This is a genomic window from Marinobacter sp. EVN1 (assembly GCF_000475375.1).
GTDB classification, from domain to species: Bacteria; Pseudomonadota; Gammaproteobacteria; order Pseudomonadales; family Oleiphilaceae; genus Marinobacter; species Marinobacter nauticus.
Map to the genome: position 1 here is coordinate 121542 of NZ_AXCB01000017.1, position 15392 is coordinate 136933.

The following is a 15392-nucleotide window of genomic DNA, read 5'->3' on the forward strand; positions in this document are numbered from 1 at the left end:
AGGCTGCGTTCGACTCAATGAACAAGGAACGCACCATGACCATCCTGATCACCGGCGCCACCGGTTTTATTGGTAAATATCTTTGCCTCACCCTGTTGCAGCAGGGGCATGACGTGAAGGCACTGACCCGCTCCAAGTCCAGCCTGACCCAGCTCACCGACTTTCTCGAACAGCAGGGCGTCGCCATGGAGCGGTTTTCCGCCCTGGAAGGCGATCTGGAAAAGCCGGATCTGGGGCTGGTCACCTTACCGAACGGCATCGAATGCATCGTGCATCTGGCCGCCCGGTTCGCCTGGAACCTGCCCGAGCACGAGGCCCGTCACACCAACGTTACCGGCAGTCTTCGGGTGGCGGAACTGGCCCGCCACCTGAACTGCCGGCTGGTGTTTATTACGGGGTTCATGCTCGCCAACGAGGCACACCTGTCACGCCAGGGCATTCAAATGAGTCACCCGGAGCAGACCGACTGGAGCCAGGTGTACCGGCGGGCCGGTGGCTATGAGGCGAGCAAACTGGAATCCGCATTCCGCTTGCGGGAATTCGTGGCAAGGCACGGGCTGAATGCGGTCGAAGTACAGCCAGCGACGGTGGCGGGCCACGGATCAACGGGGGACCTGGACCCGGCCCAACCGCTGTACAGCTTGCTCGACAACCTCTACCACGGGCGACTGGCCGTGATTCCGGGGTCGCCAGAGCACTGGTTGCCATTGATTCCGGTGGATAGCCTGGCCCAACTAATTGCAGCTGCCTGCACGGCCACTCACGTACTCGATACGCTGTTGGCGCTGGACCAGAACACGCCCAATCTGGCGGGGCTGTTACAGGCCGCGGCGCAACTCCTGGGCAAGCCGGGCCCCCGCAGGCATCTTCCTATCGGCGTGATGAAAGCTCTGCTGGCCATACCTGGCTTGCCCGGGCTGCTGAAGGTGGCCCCGGAGTCCCTGGCATTTATTCAGACCTGCCGTTTCGACACCTCCCGCACAGAGCAGTTTCTGGCGCAGCAGAACGTGCAATTACCGCCATTCGCTGAGTACCTGGAAGCAAGCTGCCGACACTACTGCCAACGTCTCGGTGTCGGCGGAGGAGCGGTAACGATCGGGGCCTGACTCAGGCCCCGAACAACGCCGAACGCAGCGGGCGAAGGAAACCGGTTGAACGGCCTTCGCTCGCGCGACTGGGTTGGCCATCAAACTCAAGATAGCCGTCTTCGATGGGATCGAAACGCAGGATTTTCACATCCTGCAGATAATTCTGGGAGGCTTTCCACGGGCCGTGGGTGCCCTGACGCGGCAACCGGTCTTCTGCCCGCTTGATATAACCCGCGTCGAGGGAACCGAGAATGGTATCCTCTCCCTTACTGTTCTCGGTGTCTCGTGCCACGGCCACCTGATGGCCGTTACGATCCATGTGGTTGATCAGCCGGCACAGGTACTCACTGGCAATATCGGCTTTCAGGGTCCAGGAAATGTTGGTGTAGCCAAAGATCATGCCCGCGTTGGGTACGCCTTCCACCATCACATTCTTGTAGATCACCTTGTCCTTGAGCGCCACCTCCTGGCCATCCACACGGGGCGTGATGCCGCCCAGCATCTGGATGTCCAGGCCGGTAGCCGGAATGATGATGTCGGCTTCCAGCTCCTCACCCGACTTCAGGCGAATACCGGTTTTGGTGAAGCGCTCGATATGATCGGTCTTGATGGAGGCGGTACCGGCCTTGATTGCCTCGAACAGGTCACCATCTTTGACCACACACAGGCGCTGGTCCCAGGGGTTGTAGTCCGGGCTGAAGTGGCGCATGTCGGCCTTGCCCTTGAGCTGCCGTTTGATCACCGACAGAAAGAGCCGGCGCATGGCTTTCGGGCTCTTGCGCGAACGCTCGTAGAGCAGCCGGGAAATCGAAATGTTGCGGGCGCGGGTTAACCGGTAGGCCGTCTTTTCCGGCAGGACTTTCTGCAGCGCCAGGGTGACTTTATCGGTTGACGGCAACGGCATCAGATAGGTGGGCGAACGCTGCAGCATGGTAACGTGTGCGGCCTTCTCTGCCATGGTGGGCACCAGGGTAATTGCCGTGGCACCGCTGCCAATCACCACCACCTTCTTGCCCGAGTAATCCAGATTCTCCGGCCAGTGCTGGGGATGGACGATCTGCCCCTTGAAGTCAGCTTCGCCCGGGAAATCCGGTTTGTAGCCCTGATCATAATTGTAGTAACCGGTGCAGCCCACCAAAAAGCTGGCGGTGTAGGTTTCCTGATCGCCGGTCTGCTCGTTCTCAGCGGTCAGGGTCCAGCATTTGTCGGTGCTGGACCAGTCCGCAGTCTTCACGGCCACGCCGTAACGAATGTGGCGCTCGACATCGTTCTCTTTCGCGGTTTCCGCCACGTAGTTTTTGATCGACGCGCCATCGGCCAGCACCTTGCCGCCGGTCCAGGGCCGGAAGTTATAACCAAAGGTGAACATGTCGGAATCCGAGCGGATACCCGGGTAACGGAACAGATCCCAGGTGCCACCAAGGGACTGGCGGCGCTCCAGTATGGCGAAACGCTTGCCGGGGCATTCCCGTTTCAGGTGACAGGCCATGCCAATACCGGATACTCCGGCGCCAATGATCAATACATCATAATGCTGTTTAGCCATATCCTGCCCTCTCGGAATCCGATCCGTTTCTTGTAATCACGTGTAGAGAATCACGATAGCGCAGGCCGACAGCTCCGGGAATTGGCCAATCTGCGCTCAGGATATGGCTGTTTGAGTCAGTCGTGGTGACCGATTGGCCCCTCTTTGAACAGGAATTCCCGAAGGTACTTGTCCATGGTCGGATCCTTCCGCCGAATCCACTCAAGCACCATGGCCGCGTGTTCTTTCTCCTCGTCGCGATTGTGTTCAAGAATCGCTTTGAGTTCCGGATCCTTGCAGGCATCCACCCGCTGGTTGTACCAGTCAACGGCTTCAAACTCTTCCATCAGCGAACTGACGGCCCGGTGCATATCACGGGTGTCGTCTGTCAGTTCACCCACCGGCTCATGATAACTGTCGTTTGCCATGCATCACTCCTGATTTGCGGTTACTAGGTGCCCGTTGGCACCCTTAGACCATAGCCAAAGCCAGCGACGACGACAAACTTACCCGCGCTCTTCTCCCGACCTTGGCGCCTGCAGATCAAGCCCGGGATATTGTTTCTGCAGCCGGTACAGCCGGATGATGGTAATGATGTTGGTAACCAGCACCATACCCTCAGCCAGGGTACCGCCGACGGATCCGATCACCAGGTTATTGAGCATCCAGGCCAGCGCCGCCAGCCCCAGAACAATACGCAGGGGAATACCCCGGAGCATGAACATGCCCACGGTGCCGAGAACGGCGGCGGTGAGGGGAAACACATCGGTAGCAGACGTCCAGGTTGCCCAGGCCACCAGCAGATTGACCACCAGCATAGCCGCCATGATCAATCCGTTGCCCTGGTACCGGCGCGCCAGGGCGATGCGCAGGATCACCAGTACCGTCAGGGCCGCCGCCGTCCAGCTCTGAAAGAACGCGAACATCAGGGCGAAGGCCACATTGGCCGAAATCAGCAGGACCAGCAGGCGGTCGTCGTTCTTGTTGGCAAAACCGGCAATACAGAACCCCAGGGCCACCAACCCACACAGCTGCCCCAGCCCCTGGCTGAGCGTAAGCCCGGCAACCAGTTCTGTCATAGCGGTAATCCCCTCTCCCGATGCTGCACCCCAGCCTGCCACACTTACCGGGTTTGAGCCATGCACAAACCTGTGCCAGAGTGCTCCCACGTTGATATCAAGGATTCGCGCCCTATGAAAACCGTCTTCTCCCCGTTGCACAGCCGGCGCCATGTGCGCACCGAACTGGATGGCGGCCTGCTGATCGAACCCCATGAAAAACCTTCAAGGGCCGAGACCATCCTGGCCCGGGTGAAAGACCAGGCCCTGGGCGAGATTCTGGAGCCGGAAGAATTCGGGCTGGCGCCGATCCAGCGCGTGCACACACCGGATTACGTGGCCTTTCTGGAGACCTGCTGGCAGGACTGGCTGGCTGCGGGCAAGCCCGGCGAAGCCATTCCCGCGGTTTGGGCAGGCCGGGGCATGCGCCACCGGATTCCCAAGGACATTGATGGCCGCCTGGGCTATTACAGCTTTGCCGCCGAAACCTCGATCTCGGAGGGCACCTGGGAAGCCGCCCGCGCTTCCGCCAACGTGGCCCTGACCGCCCAGAAACTGGTGGCCGATGGTGAGCGCGCTGCCTTTGCCCTGTGCCGACCACCCGGGCACCACGCCCACGCCGACCTGTTCGGCGGCTACTGCTTCTTCAACAACGCAGCTATCGTGGCTCAGGCGTTCCGGGACCAGGGCTACGGCAAGGTTGCTATCCTGGATGTGGATTTCCATCACGGCAATGGCACCCAGGCCATTTTCTATGACCGGGCCGATGTCCTCACTATCAGCCTGCACGGCGACCCGGATCTGGTGTTCCCGCACTTCCTCGGGTTTGAAGACGAGCTGGGGGAAGGCACCGGCGAAGGCTATAACCTGAACATCGTCTATCCGCCGGGGACGCCCTACAGCACCTGGAGCCAGGGCCTGGAAACCGCTTGCGAGCGCATTGAAGTGTTCAAGCCCGATGCCCTGGTGGTGGCGCTGGGCGTGGACACCTTCGAGCACGACCCCATCTCGTTCTTCAAGCTGGCGTCGGAAGACTACCTCAGCCTGGGGCAGCGCCTGGCGCAGCTGGGTTTGCCCACCGTGTTTACCATGGAAGGCGGCTACGATGTGGACGCCATTGGCGTAAATGCGGTCAATGTCATGCAGGGCTTTGAGGGAAAATCCTGAGTAATACTGGCCGACCGGAGGGAGCCCCTTCCTCCGGTGCGCTATCTGCCGCCCTGTTTCATCAACGCCGCCGAAAAGCCGTCCATTAATCGCTCGGCACTCACAGGCACCTCGCGGAGCTGTGAATTGAACACCCGACTGAACGCCCGGAAATCGACAGCTTTCCAGTTTTCCGGCGCAAGCATGTGAGCGATGTCGTCCACGTTGTCGGCAGTCGCAGCCTGAAACTGGTAGTGCATCGAGGCCGATTGTCCGCTATCTGCAAAATCGTATCCCCGGTGATAGTCGTGCACCAGCAACAACGCCAGCCCTCCACCCATGAAATGCCGGCCAAGACTGACATACAGATCGCCCGCGCGAATCGCCGCAAGCGCTTCCGGCTCCCAGTCAATGCCACCCACTACCAAGTCATTGCCGGGACGTAAGCCCGCGCGCCTGGCAGCATCCATGGCGCCAAGCGCCATGCCATCGCTGGCGCTCCAGATTGCAGCCGTATTCGGATACCGCCGCAACAGCACCGATGTCTTGTCTCTCGCCTCCAGCTCGCTCCAGTCGGCACGAACGGACTGCAACAGTTCCGAGCCTGCCCCATCCGTCGCCTCAAGCAGCCCGAGACTGCGATCACGAGCCGCAGAGGAATCCAGGGTGCCAGTCAGTGCAACAACAGGCACCGGCTCATCAGAACTGACCAGGTTGAGCGCCCGCGCTCGCTGGTCGAGCATCCTGGCCAGTATTTGACCACCGGAGACATTATCGACCCCCAGATGGCCAATCCAGTTCTCCAGTTTTTCTCTGGGCGCGGAACCCACCTTCTCTCGCGCGGCCTCTGGCACCGCAGTGTTAAACGAGAACACCTTAACGCTTTGCCGGCGCGCATAATCCAGGATCTGAGCAGTCACCTGCTCCTTCCACATGATGATCAGGTAATCGGGTTTCTCCTCCCGACTGAGAACTTGCTGGACCAGCTTCAGATAACTGAGCCGATGCCGCTCCTCATCGAACAGGACGTCAAACTCAACCTCCAGGTCCGCAGCCACCTGCTCCATGAATCCTGCAACCATGTGCCAGAAACGGGAGGTATCCGGTGACAGGAACACCACATTCGGGAGCGTGTCCGACGCACTCGGGTTTGGGAGCGTATCCGCATCCGCCACCCGACCAACGGTGCCCAGAAACAGGCTGATCATCAGTACAACACGTAAAACCATGCAGCTCCTTAGCCGTCGGCAAATCTTGCCGGTCAGTATAACGAACAATACGGTATCCGCATCGACCTCTGCCCAGATGATCGAACCCGGTGCCTCTGGTCACCCGGATTGGTGGAAAATGTCATTGCCTGTAGCTTGCTAATCGGGAGATCATCAGCCAACCATGCGCAAACTCTGGATGCCCGGAATGGAAAACTACCTGAGAGCCACCCCCTTCTTCGACTACGACCATCCCGCCGTCGAGGCCTGGGTCCAGCAGCACCTGGCCGGCGTATCGGACGAGCCGGTGGCACAGATCAAGGCGCTGTATCTGGCGGTGCGCGACAGCATCCAGTACAACCCCTACGTGTTCAGAACCGAGCCACGCACGCTCTCGGCCAGTTACGCGCTGGAATCGGGCGAAACCTACTGCATTCCCAAAGCCGTGCTGCTGGGTGCTGCAGCCCGCTCCATCGGCATTCCCAGCCGGCTGGGCCTGGCGGATGTACGTAACCATCTTTCCAGCCCGAAGCTGATTGAGTGGCTGCGTTCCGACATTTTCCGCATGCACGGCTTTATCGAGCTGTATCTCAATGGTCGCTGGGTGAAGGCCACACCGGCCTTCAACCGACAGTTATGCGAGCTGATGAAGGTGGAGCCCCTGCCGTTTGATGGGGTGAACGACTCGGTCTTCCAGGAATTCACGGAAGACGGCCAGGCGCATATGGAATACATCAACGATCACGGCGTGTTCGACGATGTGCCCTTCGATTTCATCGTTGACGGCGTTCGCCGGGCCTATGGCCACCTGTTTGAAGCGGATGGCCAGCCCCAAACCATGACGGGCAGCCTGGAACAGGACATCTCGGACCGTTCCTGAAGCCATAAAAAAACCGGCAGCCCACTTCCCGTGGGCGCCGGTTTCAGGGGTCAGCCTGAATTCAGGCTTGCGTGAACAACTTACTCAGCAGAGTTACGGATCAGGAAGTCGAAGGCGCTCAGGGCAGCCTTGGAACCTTCACCCATAGAGATCACGATCTGCTTGTAGGGCACGGTGGTGGCATCGCCTGCCGCGAACACACCCGGGATCGAAGTCTCGTTACGATCATTTACGATGATCTCGCCGTGCTGGCTCAGTTCGATGTCGCCTTTCAGCCACTCGGTGTTCGGCACCAGGCCGATCTGAACAAACACGCCTTCCAGCTCAACGTGATGCGACTCACCGGTGGTACGGTCGGTGTAGTTCAGGCCGCTGACCTTGCCATCGGTACCCACCACTTCCGTGGTCTGGCCAGACGTAATGATCTTCACGTTGTTCAGGCTGCGAAGTTTCTTCTGCAGCACTTCATCGGCACGCATCTGCTCGCCAAACTCGATCAGCGTCACGTGGCCGACAATACCTGCCAGGTCGATGGCCGCTTCCACGCCGGAGTTACCACCGCCAATCACCGCCACGCGCTTGCCTTTGAACAGCGGGCCGTCGCAGTGCGGGCAGTAGGCCACGCCCTTGTTGCGGTACTCTTCCTCACCCGGCACACCCATCTGGCGCCAGCGGGCGCCGGTGGACAGAATCACCGTGCGAGCTTTCAGAGAGCCGCCGTTGGCCAGGCGCACTTCGTGCAGGCCACCGGTCTGCTCGGCCGGAATCAGCTTCTCGGCACGCTGCATGTTCATGATGTCGACGTCGTATTCGTTGACGTGCTGCTCCATGGCCGCCACCAGTTTCGGGCCTTCGGTATAAGGCACGGAAATCAGGTTTTCGATGCCCATGGTGTCGGCCACCTGGCCACCAAAACGCTCAGCCGCGATACCGGTCGAAATGCCCTTTCGTGCGGCATAGATAGCAGCAGCAGAACCTGCCGGGCCGCCACCGATCACCAGAACGTCAAACGCATCTTTCTGGTTGATCTTACGAGCTTCTTTTTCAGCCGAGTTGGTGTCCAGCCTGGCCGCAATCTCTTCCAGCGTCATCCGGCCCTGGCCCCAGGGCTGGCCATTCAGGTAAACACTGGGTACCGCCATCACTTCACGCTGCTCAACTTCGTCCTGGAACAGGGCACCGTCAATGGAGGTGTGCTTGATGTTCGGGTTCAGCACGCTCATCAGGTTCAGCGCCTGAACCACGTCCGGGCAGTTCTGGCAGGACAGCGAGAAGTAGGTTTCAAACTCGAACTCACCTTCCAGCTCCTGAACCTGCTGGATCACTTCCTGAGACGCCTTGGATGGATGGCCACCCACCTGCAGCAGGGCCAGCACCAGCGAAGTAAATTCGTGGCCCATGGGAATACCGGCAAAGCGAACGCCAATGTCGGTGCCTACACGATTGATGGCGAAGGACGGACGACGCACCTCAGTCGATTCCTCGGTCCGCAGGCTGATCTTCTCGGACATCGGCTCGATTTCTTCCAGCAGCTGCTTGAGCTCCTCGGACTTCTTGCTGTCGTCATAGGCTGCCACCAGCTCAATCGGCTGCTGCAGCTTTTCCATATAGGCCTTCAACTGTCCTTTGATATTGGCATCCAACATGTTTGGTATTCCCCTTTATGTCGTGAAACTAAGTTTCTGAATTCAATAATGAATCGTTATCTGAAGTTATGATTAAGATACGGCCAGACGGTTCGTTGCTCAAATTGATTGACCCAAACCTTCTGATAGGCCATACCTATAAAATTCAGTCGTAACGATTGATAGATACAAAAAAGGCCCGCAGTGCGGGCCTTTCTGTAAGTTTCACCGAATCGGGGAAACTTAGATCTTGCCAACCAGGTCCAGAGACGGAGCCAGAGTTTCTTCGCCTTCTTTCCACTTGGCCGGGCAAACTTCGCCAGGATGGTTGCGAACGTACTGGGCAGCTTTAACCTTGCGCAGCAGGTCGTCTGCGTCACGGCCGATGCCTTCGGCAGTGATTTCAACAGCCTGGATGATACCGTCCGGATCGATCAGGAAGGTGGCGCGGTCTGCCAGGCCCTGGCCTTCACGCATAACACCGAAGTTGTTGGTGATGGTGCCAGTCTGGTCGCCAACCATGTAGTAGTTGATCTTGCCGATGGTCTCGGAAGTGTCGTGCCATGCTTTGTGGGTGAAGTGAGTATCAGTAGATACAGAGAACACTTCTACGCCCAGCTTCTGCAGCTCTTCGTACTTGTCAGCCACGTCGCCCAGCTCGGTCGGACACACGAAGGTGAAGTCGGCCGGGTAGAAGAAGAAGATGGCCCACTTGCCTTTAACGTCGGCTTCAGAAATTTCTACGAACTCGCCCTGCTTGAATGCGGTGGCGTTGAACGGTTTGATTTCGCTGTTAACGATACCCATCTCAGAATAACTCCTGTCGGTTCATTTAACTGATGGTTTGGAAACGATGCACAAGATACGGGTTTGACCATCTGAGTGAAAATTGATTATTTCCAATCTCAGCATAGGCATAGCCTATATACAGCCATCAACTTCGGCTAAACATGGCGGCCAAAAGCCTTCCGGGCCTTCAGCCACCTGCCATTGATATGGGGCCTTAACCTGCAAGTTCAATCTTGCGGAAGTCCAGAATATTTTCTTTTGGTGACGTTTGGATGGCAGCCACCTCTGAACGTTTCCTGAGCAGTATATAACCAAAGCAACCAAAGTAGAGTGCAATGACCAGCGCACCCACCCACTGAATCCGCAGGAAATCCAGCTTGAACAACATGGTCAGCCCGACCATGGCCACCAGGTTGAAGAGCACATAATTCACCCGCCCCAGGCGTTGCGCCGTCAGGTTCAGGTTATCGGTGTAGAGCCGGATCAGGGAATCCAGTGAGTTGATGACCATCAACACGCCCACCGAGATCATGGCGATGTTGGTGAAGGCGGCAATCTTCAGCCCTTCCGCGTGATAGTAATAGAGCACGCTGAACCACACGCCAATGGCAACGGACGGCACAACCAGCATGGCAATCAGCAACTGCCAGGTTTTGATCCCACTCACGAAACGCGCGGTGAACTGACCAATCATGATGCTCCAGGCAAACCACCAGAACAGGTAGAACTCGTGGTAGTCGTTGATGGGCAGGACAAAGTGATGGATGTTGGCAAAGTACTCACCGAGCATGCCGGCGGTGCCAAAGAAATCTGCCGGCGAGCCTTTACCCAGAACAAATGCCCGGAACCACATACCCGCAATCAGGGTAATGAACAGCACACTGGAACCAACACTCAGAATGCGGATGTATTTGACCTTGGAGCTGGAATACACCGCCAGCGCAATGGACAGGAACACGATGATGTAGAACGCCGGCACCACCGATTCACCATCACCCAGTTGCGGCAGATACCAGGGCAGATTCACCAGCAGCAGGTAAGCGGTGAACGCGCAGGTGCCGATAATCACCACGTTGTTGACCAGCTTCACCATCGGGATCTCGAAGAACTTCACCCGCGGCTCAATGATGGCGAAGTAAAAGCAGGTCAGGAAATAGAAGCCCCAGATCAGAAAGGCCCAGAACCCGAACTCAATGGCCAACGGGTTGGCAAAGGCGTATTCCGGGTTTTCAGAGACATTGCCGTAACCACCGAACTCGGTGAGCGGGAACATGATCAGCCCCACATCCAGACCGGAGGTGAACAGGATGGCAATGAAGGTCAGCGTGCGAACCGGCGTAACGCCGATGCACTGCATGTCCCACCACCGATACAGAATCAGGGCGATGGCGGCGAAGGTGAAGATCAGGCCTGTGGATAACCAGAGTGTCATGTGATCTCCCTCCGGTTGTTCCTTGTCATTGTAGTGCACAGCATGGGTGTTCCTCCTCTACTTTGTAAGCGCTGCTTCTTTCGAATCGGACACAAACCCAGGACTTGCCTATCAGTCGCCCGAAAACGGCGGGATGCCGTCGCGCTGATAGGGAAATCCTGAGGGCTTGCTACCCGGGCACCTTGCGTACCCGGGCCGGGACTGCGGTCGCTAGGCCAGCGACCGTTTCGCTTGTCCCGGACGTTGGCGCGCCTGCCATTGATCATCCATGAAGACCGGCGCATCCGAAGGTTGCAGGGGCTCCCTGCCCCGGATAAGGTCGGCTGCCCGCTCGGCCACCATGATGGTGGGCGCGTTCAGGTTGCCATTGGGTATGGTCGGGAAGATGGACGAATCCACCACCCGCAGATTCTGGATACCGCGCACGCGGGTTTCCGGGTCTACCACCGCCAGCGCATCAGTGCCCATCTTGCAGGAACAGGACGGGTGATAAGCGCTCTCCACCGCCTGGCGCACGAAGGCATCGATCTGCTCATCGCTCTGCACATCCACACCGGGCTGGATTTCCGCACCGCGGTACTCGTCCATGGCCGGCTGGTTGATGATCTCCCGGGTCAGGCGCACGCAGTCGCGGAAGCCTTCGCGGTCGGCCTCGTGTTCCAGGTAGTTGAAACGGATGCGCGGGGCCTGTTTGGGGTCGGCAGACTGCACATGCACAAAACCCCGGCTCTTCGGCTTGTTGTGACCGATGTGGAGCTGGAAACCGTCGCCATCAAAGGCTTCGCGGCCGTCGTAGCGCATGGCCGCCGGCAGGAAATGGTATTGCAGATCCGGCCATTCAACGCCGGCCTTGGAGCGGATAAAACCACAGGACTCAAAATGGTTGGTGGCCCCCAGGCCATCCTTGCGCAGAATCCAGCGCACCCCGATCTTGAGCTTGTTCCACCAGTCCAGTTTGCCATTCAGGGAGACCGGCTTCTGGCAGCGGAACTGGAAGTAGAACTCCAGGTGATCCTGAAGGTTCTCACCCACGCCCGGCAGCTCATGCTTCACCTCAATACCGGCCTGCTCCAGCACTTCGCGCTTGCCAATACCTGACAGCTGCAACAAATGTGGCGAGCCAATAGAACCGGCCGACAGAATCACTTCCTTGGCGGCTTTGGCCTCCTGCACCTGACCACCCTGCTCATAACGCACGCCGGTGGCGGTTGTCCCTTCCAGAAGTACCTTATGCACCAGGGCATGGGTGACCACCGTCAGATTCGGCCGCGCCATGGCCGGGCGCAGGTAGGCGTTGGCGGTGGACCAGCGGCGACCGTTCTTCACGGTCATGTGCATGGCGCCAAAACCTTCCTGGCGGGCACCGTTGTAATCATCGGTCTCCAGATAACCGGCATCGACGCCGGCCCGGATGAACGCTGTATACAGCGGGTTGCGCATGTTATTGCCGTTGTTCACACCCAGGGGGCCGGAATTCCCCCGGTAGGCATCGCCGCCGAAGGCCCAGCTTTCCGCCTTCTTGAAATAGGGCAGCACGTTACGGTAGCTCCAGCCGTCGGCACCTTCAGACTGCCACTCGTCGAAATCCCGGGCATGGCCACGGACATACACCATGCCATTGATGGATGACGAACCACCCAGCACCTTGCCCCGGGGGCAATGCATACGGCGATTGTCCAGGTACGGCTCCGGCTCGGTCTCGAACTGCCAGGCGTACTTTTTGGTGTTCATGGGAATGGATAGCGCGGTGGGCATCTGGATGAAGATGCTCTTGTCACTGCCACCGGTTTCCAGCAGCAGCACCCGGTTTTCACTGTCCTCGGTCAGACGGTTAGCCAGCACACAACCGGCTGAGCCCGCACCCACAATGATGTAGTCGTATTGGTTTTCTTTCATACGCGTTCTCCTCTGTGGCCTGCGGGGTTAAAACGGGGCGTCGATGTCTTCCATGCCCACATACACCGACTTGATCCGGGTGTAGTGCGCAATGGTTTCGCGCCCGTTCTCACGGCCGATACCGGAGAGTTTGTAGCCACCCACCGGCATTTCCGCCGGCGAAGCACCGTAGCTGTTGATCCAGCAGATGCCGGCCTGAATCTGGTGAATCACCCGGTGTGCCCGGCGGATATCATTGGTGAACACACCCGCGGCAAGTCCGGTATCGGTATTGTTGGCCCGGGCAATCACCTCGTCTTCATCGCGGAAGGTGAGCACAGACATCACCGGCCCGAAAATCTCTTCCTTCACGATGGTCATGTCGTCGGTGCAGTCGGTGAAAATGGTCGGTTCCACGAAATAGCCGCCCTGAGAATCCTCCGGCTCAAAGGCCCGACCACCGTGGCTGAGCGTGGCGCCTTCGGCCAGCCCTTTGCTGATGTAACCCAACACCAGTTCCTGATGCTTTTTGGAGATCAGCGCGCCGAAGTTGGTGTCCGGATTCATCGGGTCACCGGCCTTGATGTTCTTGCGAGTGCGCTCCAGCAGGCGCTCGATAAAGCGCGGGTAGAGGTCCTCGTGCACAAACACCCGGGTACCGTTGGTGCAGATCTCGCCCTGGGTGTAGAAGTTACCCACCATGGCGGCGGAGATGGCGTTCTCCAGGTCGGCGTCGTCGAAAATGATCAGCGGCGACTTGCCACCCAGTTCCATGGTCACGTCTTTCAGCGACGACGCGGCGGCGGCCATCACCTTCTTGCCGGTGCCCACCTCGCCGGTGAACGACACCTTGGCAATCTCCGGGTGATGGGTCAGCCACTGGCCTACTTCGGCAGCGCCCTGCACCACGTTGAACACGCCCGCCGGCACACCGGCTTCGATAAAGATTTCCGCCAGCTTCACCGCGCCCATGGGCGTTTCTTCGGATGGTTTGAAGATCATGGCGTTGCCGCAGGCCAGGGCCGGGGCCGACTTCCAGCAGGCGATCTGGATCGGATAGTTCCAGGCACCAATGCCCGCGCAGATGCCCAGCGGCTCCCGGCGGGTGTAGTAGAAATCGCCACCCAGATCCTGCTGGTTACCTTCGATGGACGGCGCCAGGCCGGCAAAGAATTCAATGGCATCGGCGCCAGTCACCACATCCACAGCTTCCGCTTCCTGCCAGGGTTTACCGGTATCACGCACTTCCACTGCCGCCAGCTCGTCATTGCGCTCGCGGAGCAAGGCCACCGCGTTCAGCAGAATGCGGCTGCGCTCAATGGCGGGCGTGGCGGCCCACTGGGCAAAACCGGCGCGGGCGCTCTCGATGGCGGCCTGTTGCACAGACTCATCCGCCACTTCCACTTCATAGATCACCTGGCCCGTGGCCGGATTCACCACCGGGAAGGTCTCGCCGGTGCTGTTGGCCAGAAACCGGCCGTGGACAAAGTTCTGAACCACAGGAAGATATGCAGACATAGCGCGTTGGTAACCTCTGTTCGGTGTCTTCAGGCCTTGTGGGCCGTGGAATTCAAATTGGCTCAGGCGCCAGCCCGGGCCAGTGTCTCGTGGACAAACTGCTTGCACAGCCGCTCGCCGGCTTCAAAGCTCTCGGCCGGGTCCAGGCTCAGGGCGCTGCGCAACCAGAACCCGTCGATCATCGCGGCCGTTTGCCGGGCCGCCGCTGTCGCCTCGGCCTGCGGCAGCACTTGCGCGAAGGAATAACGCAGGTTGCTGTACAGCCGGGCGTTGTTGATCTGCTGCAAACGCTTCAGCCCCGGCTCGTGCATTGAACGGGCCCAGAAGCTGAGCCAGGTTTTCGCCGCCAGCGCCGACCGCTGGAACTCGGAAAAGTTGGACTCGATGATGCAGTCCAGCCGCTGGGCTGGGGAGCGATCGGTTTTCGCCATGCGCTCCCGCAACTCCTTGCCCAACTGGTCCAGCAGGTAGCGCAAGGCGGCCTCAATCAGCCCCTGCTTGCCCCCGAAATAGTGGCTGATGATGCCGGACGACATCCCCGCCCGCTTGCTGATGCTCACGATCGTGGTGTTCTGCATCCCCAGTTCAGCGATGGACTCCATGGTGGCGTCGATCAGTTGCTGGCGGCGGGTGTCTTTCATTCCGACTTTCGGCATGGGCTTTCCATCCAATCTTTATTAATTGAACGTTCAATTAAATTAAAGGCTACAGAAACGTGACAGGGATTTCAAGTTTGATCAGAAAACCACCACATCACCTCATTACACTGGATGCGTCTTCCACCAAAGGTTGCTGGCAACCGCCGGCCAGTCAGGACACAATCGGGACAACCGCGAACAACAAGGAGCCACTATGAGTACCCTGCCCCAACTCACCGATGCCCTGCTGACTCTGGAAAACCGAGTGGCCACGCTCACCATGAACCGCCACGACCTGCGCAACGCGCTCACCGGCTCCCATCTGATCGACGATATAGTTGCCACGGCCGAGTGGGTGAACAGCTGCGAGGATGTGTCCGTGCTAGTGATCACCGGTGCAGGCTCGGCCTTCAGTGCCGGGGGTAATATTCGCGATATGGCCGAACGGGGCGGGGACTTCGCAGGCGACCCGGCGGAATGTGCCGAGCGCTACCGAAAGGGCATCCAGCGCATTCCCCTGGCACTGGACGCCGTGGAAGTGCCGGTGATTGCGGCGGTGAACGGCCCGGCCATCGGCGCAGGATTTGATCTAGGGAGGCTCTGAATAAGT

The 15392-nt window shown here is 58.9% G+C and carries 13 protein-coding genes and 1 pseudogene; 4 read left to right on the top strand and 10 right to left on the bottom strand.

All coding sequences use genetic code 11. From position 1 onward, the window contains the following. Positions 1-35 precede the first annotated feature (35 nt). Positions 36-1106: an SDR family oxidoreductase gene (locus tag Q674_RS29595; RefSeq protein ID WP_023008739.1), complete on the top strand. Its 1071-nt coding sequence runs from the start codon at positions 36-38 to the stop codon at positions 1104-1106. Between the two features lies 1 nt (position 1107). Here the strand turns inward: Q674_RS29595 and Q674_RS29600 are convergent, their stop codons facing one another. The 3 genes from Q674_RS29600 to Q674_RS29610 all read right to left on the bottom strand — a co-directional run bounded on the left by Q674_RS29600 (position 1108) and on the right by Q674_RS29610 (position 3692). Further along, positions 1108-2634, bottom strand: a complete 1527-nt coding sequence (locus tag Q674_RS29600) for a flavin-containing monooxygenase (RefSeq protein ID WP_023008740.1) — start codon at positions 2632-2634, stop codon at positions 1108-1110. A gap of 116 nt (positions 2635-2750) precedes the next feature. Next, the gene (locus Q674_RS29605) at positions 2751-3041 is read right to left on the bottom strand and encodes an encapsulin-associated ferritin-like protein (protein WP_011787234.1); all 291 of its coding nucleotides are present in this window, start codon (positions 3039-3041) and stop codon (positions 2751-2753) included. Between the two features lie 78 nt (positions 3042-3119). Then, a complete protein-coding gene (locus tag Q674_RS29610) occupies positions 3120-3692 on the bottom strand; it encodes a YgjV family protein (protein ID WP_022991375.1) in 573 nt (190 codons plus the stop codon). A 114-nt stretch (positions 3693-3806) separates the two neighbouring features. On the opposite strand from Q674_RS29610, the gene Q674_RS29615 reads away from it, so the two are divergent. After that, positions 3807-4838 (top strand): histone deacetylase family protein, encoded by a 1032-nt coding sequence (locus tag Q674_RS29615; RefSeq protein ID WP_023008741.1) that lies wholly within the window; start codon positions 3807-3809, stop codon positions 4836-4838. 41 nt (positions 4839-4879) lie between these two features. Here Q674_RS29615 and Q674_RS29620 read toward each other — a convergent pair whose 3' ends face one another. Continuing rightward, the gene (locus tag Q674_RS29620; protein WP_023008742.1) at positions 4880-6046 is read right to left on the bottom strand and encodes an ABC transporter substrate-binding protein; all 1167 of its coding nucleotides are present in this window, start codon (positions 6044-6046) and stop codon (positions 4880-4882) included. A gap of 187 nt (positions 6047-6233) precedes the next feature. Between Q674_RS29620 and Q674_RS29625 the strand changes: the two genes are divergently transcribed. Then, on the top strand, positions 6234-6905 hold the full coding sequence (locus tag Q674_RS29625) for a transglutaminase-like domain-containing protein (RefSeq protein WP_023008743.1): 672 nt from the start codon (positions 6234-6236) through the stop codon (positions 6903-6905). Positions 6906-6985: 80 nt separating this feature from the next. Here Q674_RS29625 and ahpF read toward each other — a convergent pair whose 3' ends face one another. The 6 genes from ahpF to betI all read right to left on the bottom strand — a co-directional run bounded on the left by ahpF (position 6986) and on the right by betI (position 14800). Beyond that, positions 6986-8551 carry an alkyl hydroperoxide reductase subunit F gene (gene ahpF, locus Q674_RS29630; protein ID WP_023008744.1) on the bottom strand — a complete coding sequence of 522 codons (1566 nt, stop codon included), beginning with the start codon at positions 8549-8551 and terminating at the stop codon, positions 6986-6988. Between the two features lie 222 nt (positions 8552-8773). Continuing rightward, positions 8774-9337 (bottom strand): alkyl hydroperoxide reductase subunit C, encoded by a 564-nt coding sequence (gene ahpC / locus Q674_RS29635; RefSeq protein WP_011787240.1) that lies wholly within the window; start codon positions 9335-9337, stop codon positions 8774-8776. Positions 9338-9533: 196 nt separating this feature from the next. Further along, positions 9534-10751, bottom strand: a complete 1218-nt coding sequence (locus tag Q674_RS29640) for a choline transporter (RefSeq protein WP_023008745.1) — start codon at positions 10749-10751, stop codon at positions 9534-9536. Positions 10752-10961: 210 nt separating this feature from the next. Then, positions 10962-12647 carry a choline dehydrogenase gene (betA, locus tag Q674_RS29645; protein WP_023008746.1) on the bottom strand — a complete coding sequence of 562 codons (1686 nt, stop codon included), beginning with the start codon at positions 12645-12647 and terminating at the stop codon, positions 10962-10964. Positions 12648-12674: 27 nt separating this feature from the next. After that, on the bottom strand, positions 12675-14144 hold the full coding sequence (betB, locus tag Q674_RS29650; protein WP_023008747.1) for a betaine-aldehyde dehydrogenase: 1470 nt from the start codon (positions 14142-14144) through the stop codon (positions 12675-12677). Between the two features lie 62 nt (positions 14145-14206). Then, on the bottom strand, positions 14207-14800 hold the full coding sequence (betI, locus tag Q674_RS29655; RefSeq protein ID WP_023008748.1) for a transcriptional regulator BetI: 594 nt from the start codon (positions 14798-14800) through the stop codon (positions 14207-14209). A gap of 196 nt (positions 14801-14996) precedes the next feature. Between betI and Q674_RS29660 the strand changes: the two are divergent. Further along, a pseudogene (locus Q674_RS29660) lies at positions 14997-15383 on the top strand (enoyl-CoA hydratase-related protein); the annotation flags it as partial. Between the last annotated feature and the right edge of the window lie 9 nt (positions 15384-15392).

Bases quoted from the DNA above. Each gene is read 5' to 3' on its own strand.
- Q674_RS29595 (WP_023008739.1), top strand. From the start codon at position 36: ATGACCATCCTGATCACCGGCGCCACCGGTTTTATTGGTAAATATCTT.
- Q674_RS29600 (WP_023008740.1), bottom strand. From the start codon at position 2,634: ATGGCTAAACAGCATTATGATGTATTGATCATTGGCGCCGGAGTATCC.
- Q674_RS29605 (WP_011787234.1), bottom strand. From the start codon at position 3,041: ATGGCAAACGACAGTTATCATGAGCCGGTGGGTGAACTGACAGACGAC.
- Q674_RS29610 (WP_022991375.1), bottom strand. From the start codon at position 3,692: ATGACAGAACTGGTTGCCGGGCTTACGCTCAGCCAGGGGCTGGGGCAG.
- Q674_RS29615 (WP_023008741.1), top strand. From the start codon at position 3,807: ATGAAAACCGTCTTCTCCCCGTTGCACAGCCGGCGCCATGTGCGCACC.
- Q674_RS29620 (WP_023008742.1), bottom strand. From the start codon at position 6,046: ATGGTTTTACGTGTTGTACTGATGATCAGCCTGTTTCTGGGCACCGTT.
- Q674_RS29625 (WP_023008743.1), top strand. From the start codon at position 6,234: ATGGAAAACTACCTGAGAGCCACCCCCTTCTTCGACTACGACCATCCC.
- ahpF (WP_023008744.1), bottom strand. From the start codon at position 8,551: ATGTTGGATGCCAATATCAAAGGACAGTTGAAGGCCTATATGGAAAAG.
- ahpC (WP_011787240.1), bottom strand. From the start codon at position 9,337: ATGGGTATCGTTAACAGCGAAATCAAACCGTTCAACGCCACCGCATTC.
- Q674_RS29640 (WP_023008745.1), bottom strand. From the start codon at position 10,751: ATGACACTCTGGTTATCCACAGGCCTGATCTTCACCTTCGCCGCCATC.
- betA (WP_023008746.1), bottom strand. From the start codon at position 12,647: ATGAAAGAAAACCAATACGACTACATCATTGTGGGTGCGGGCTCAGCC.
- betB (WP_023008747.1), bottom strand. From the start codon at position 14,144: ATGTCTGCATATCTTCCTGTGGTTCAGAACTTTGTCCACGGCCGGTTT.
- betI (WP_023008748.1), bottom strand. From the start codon at position 14,800: ATGCCGAAAGTCGGAATGAAAGACACCCGCCGCCAGCAACTGATCGAC.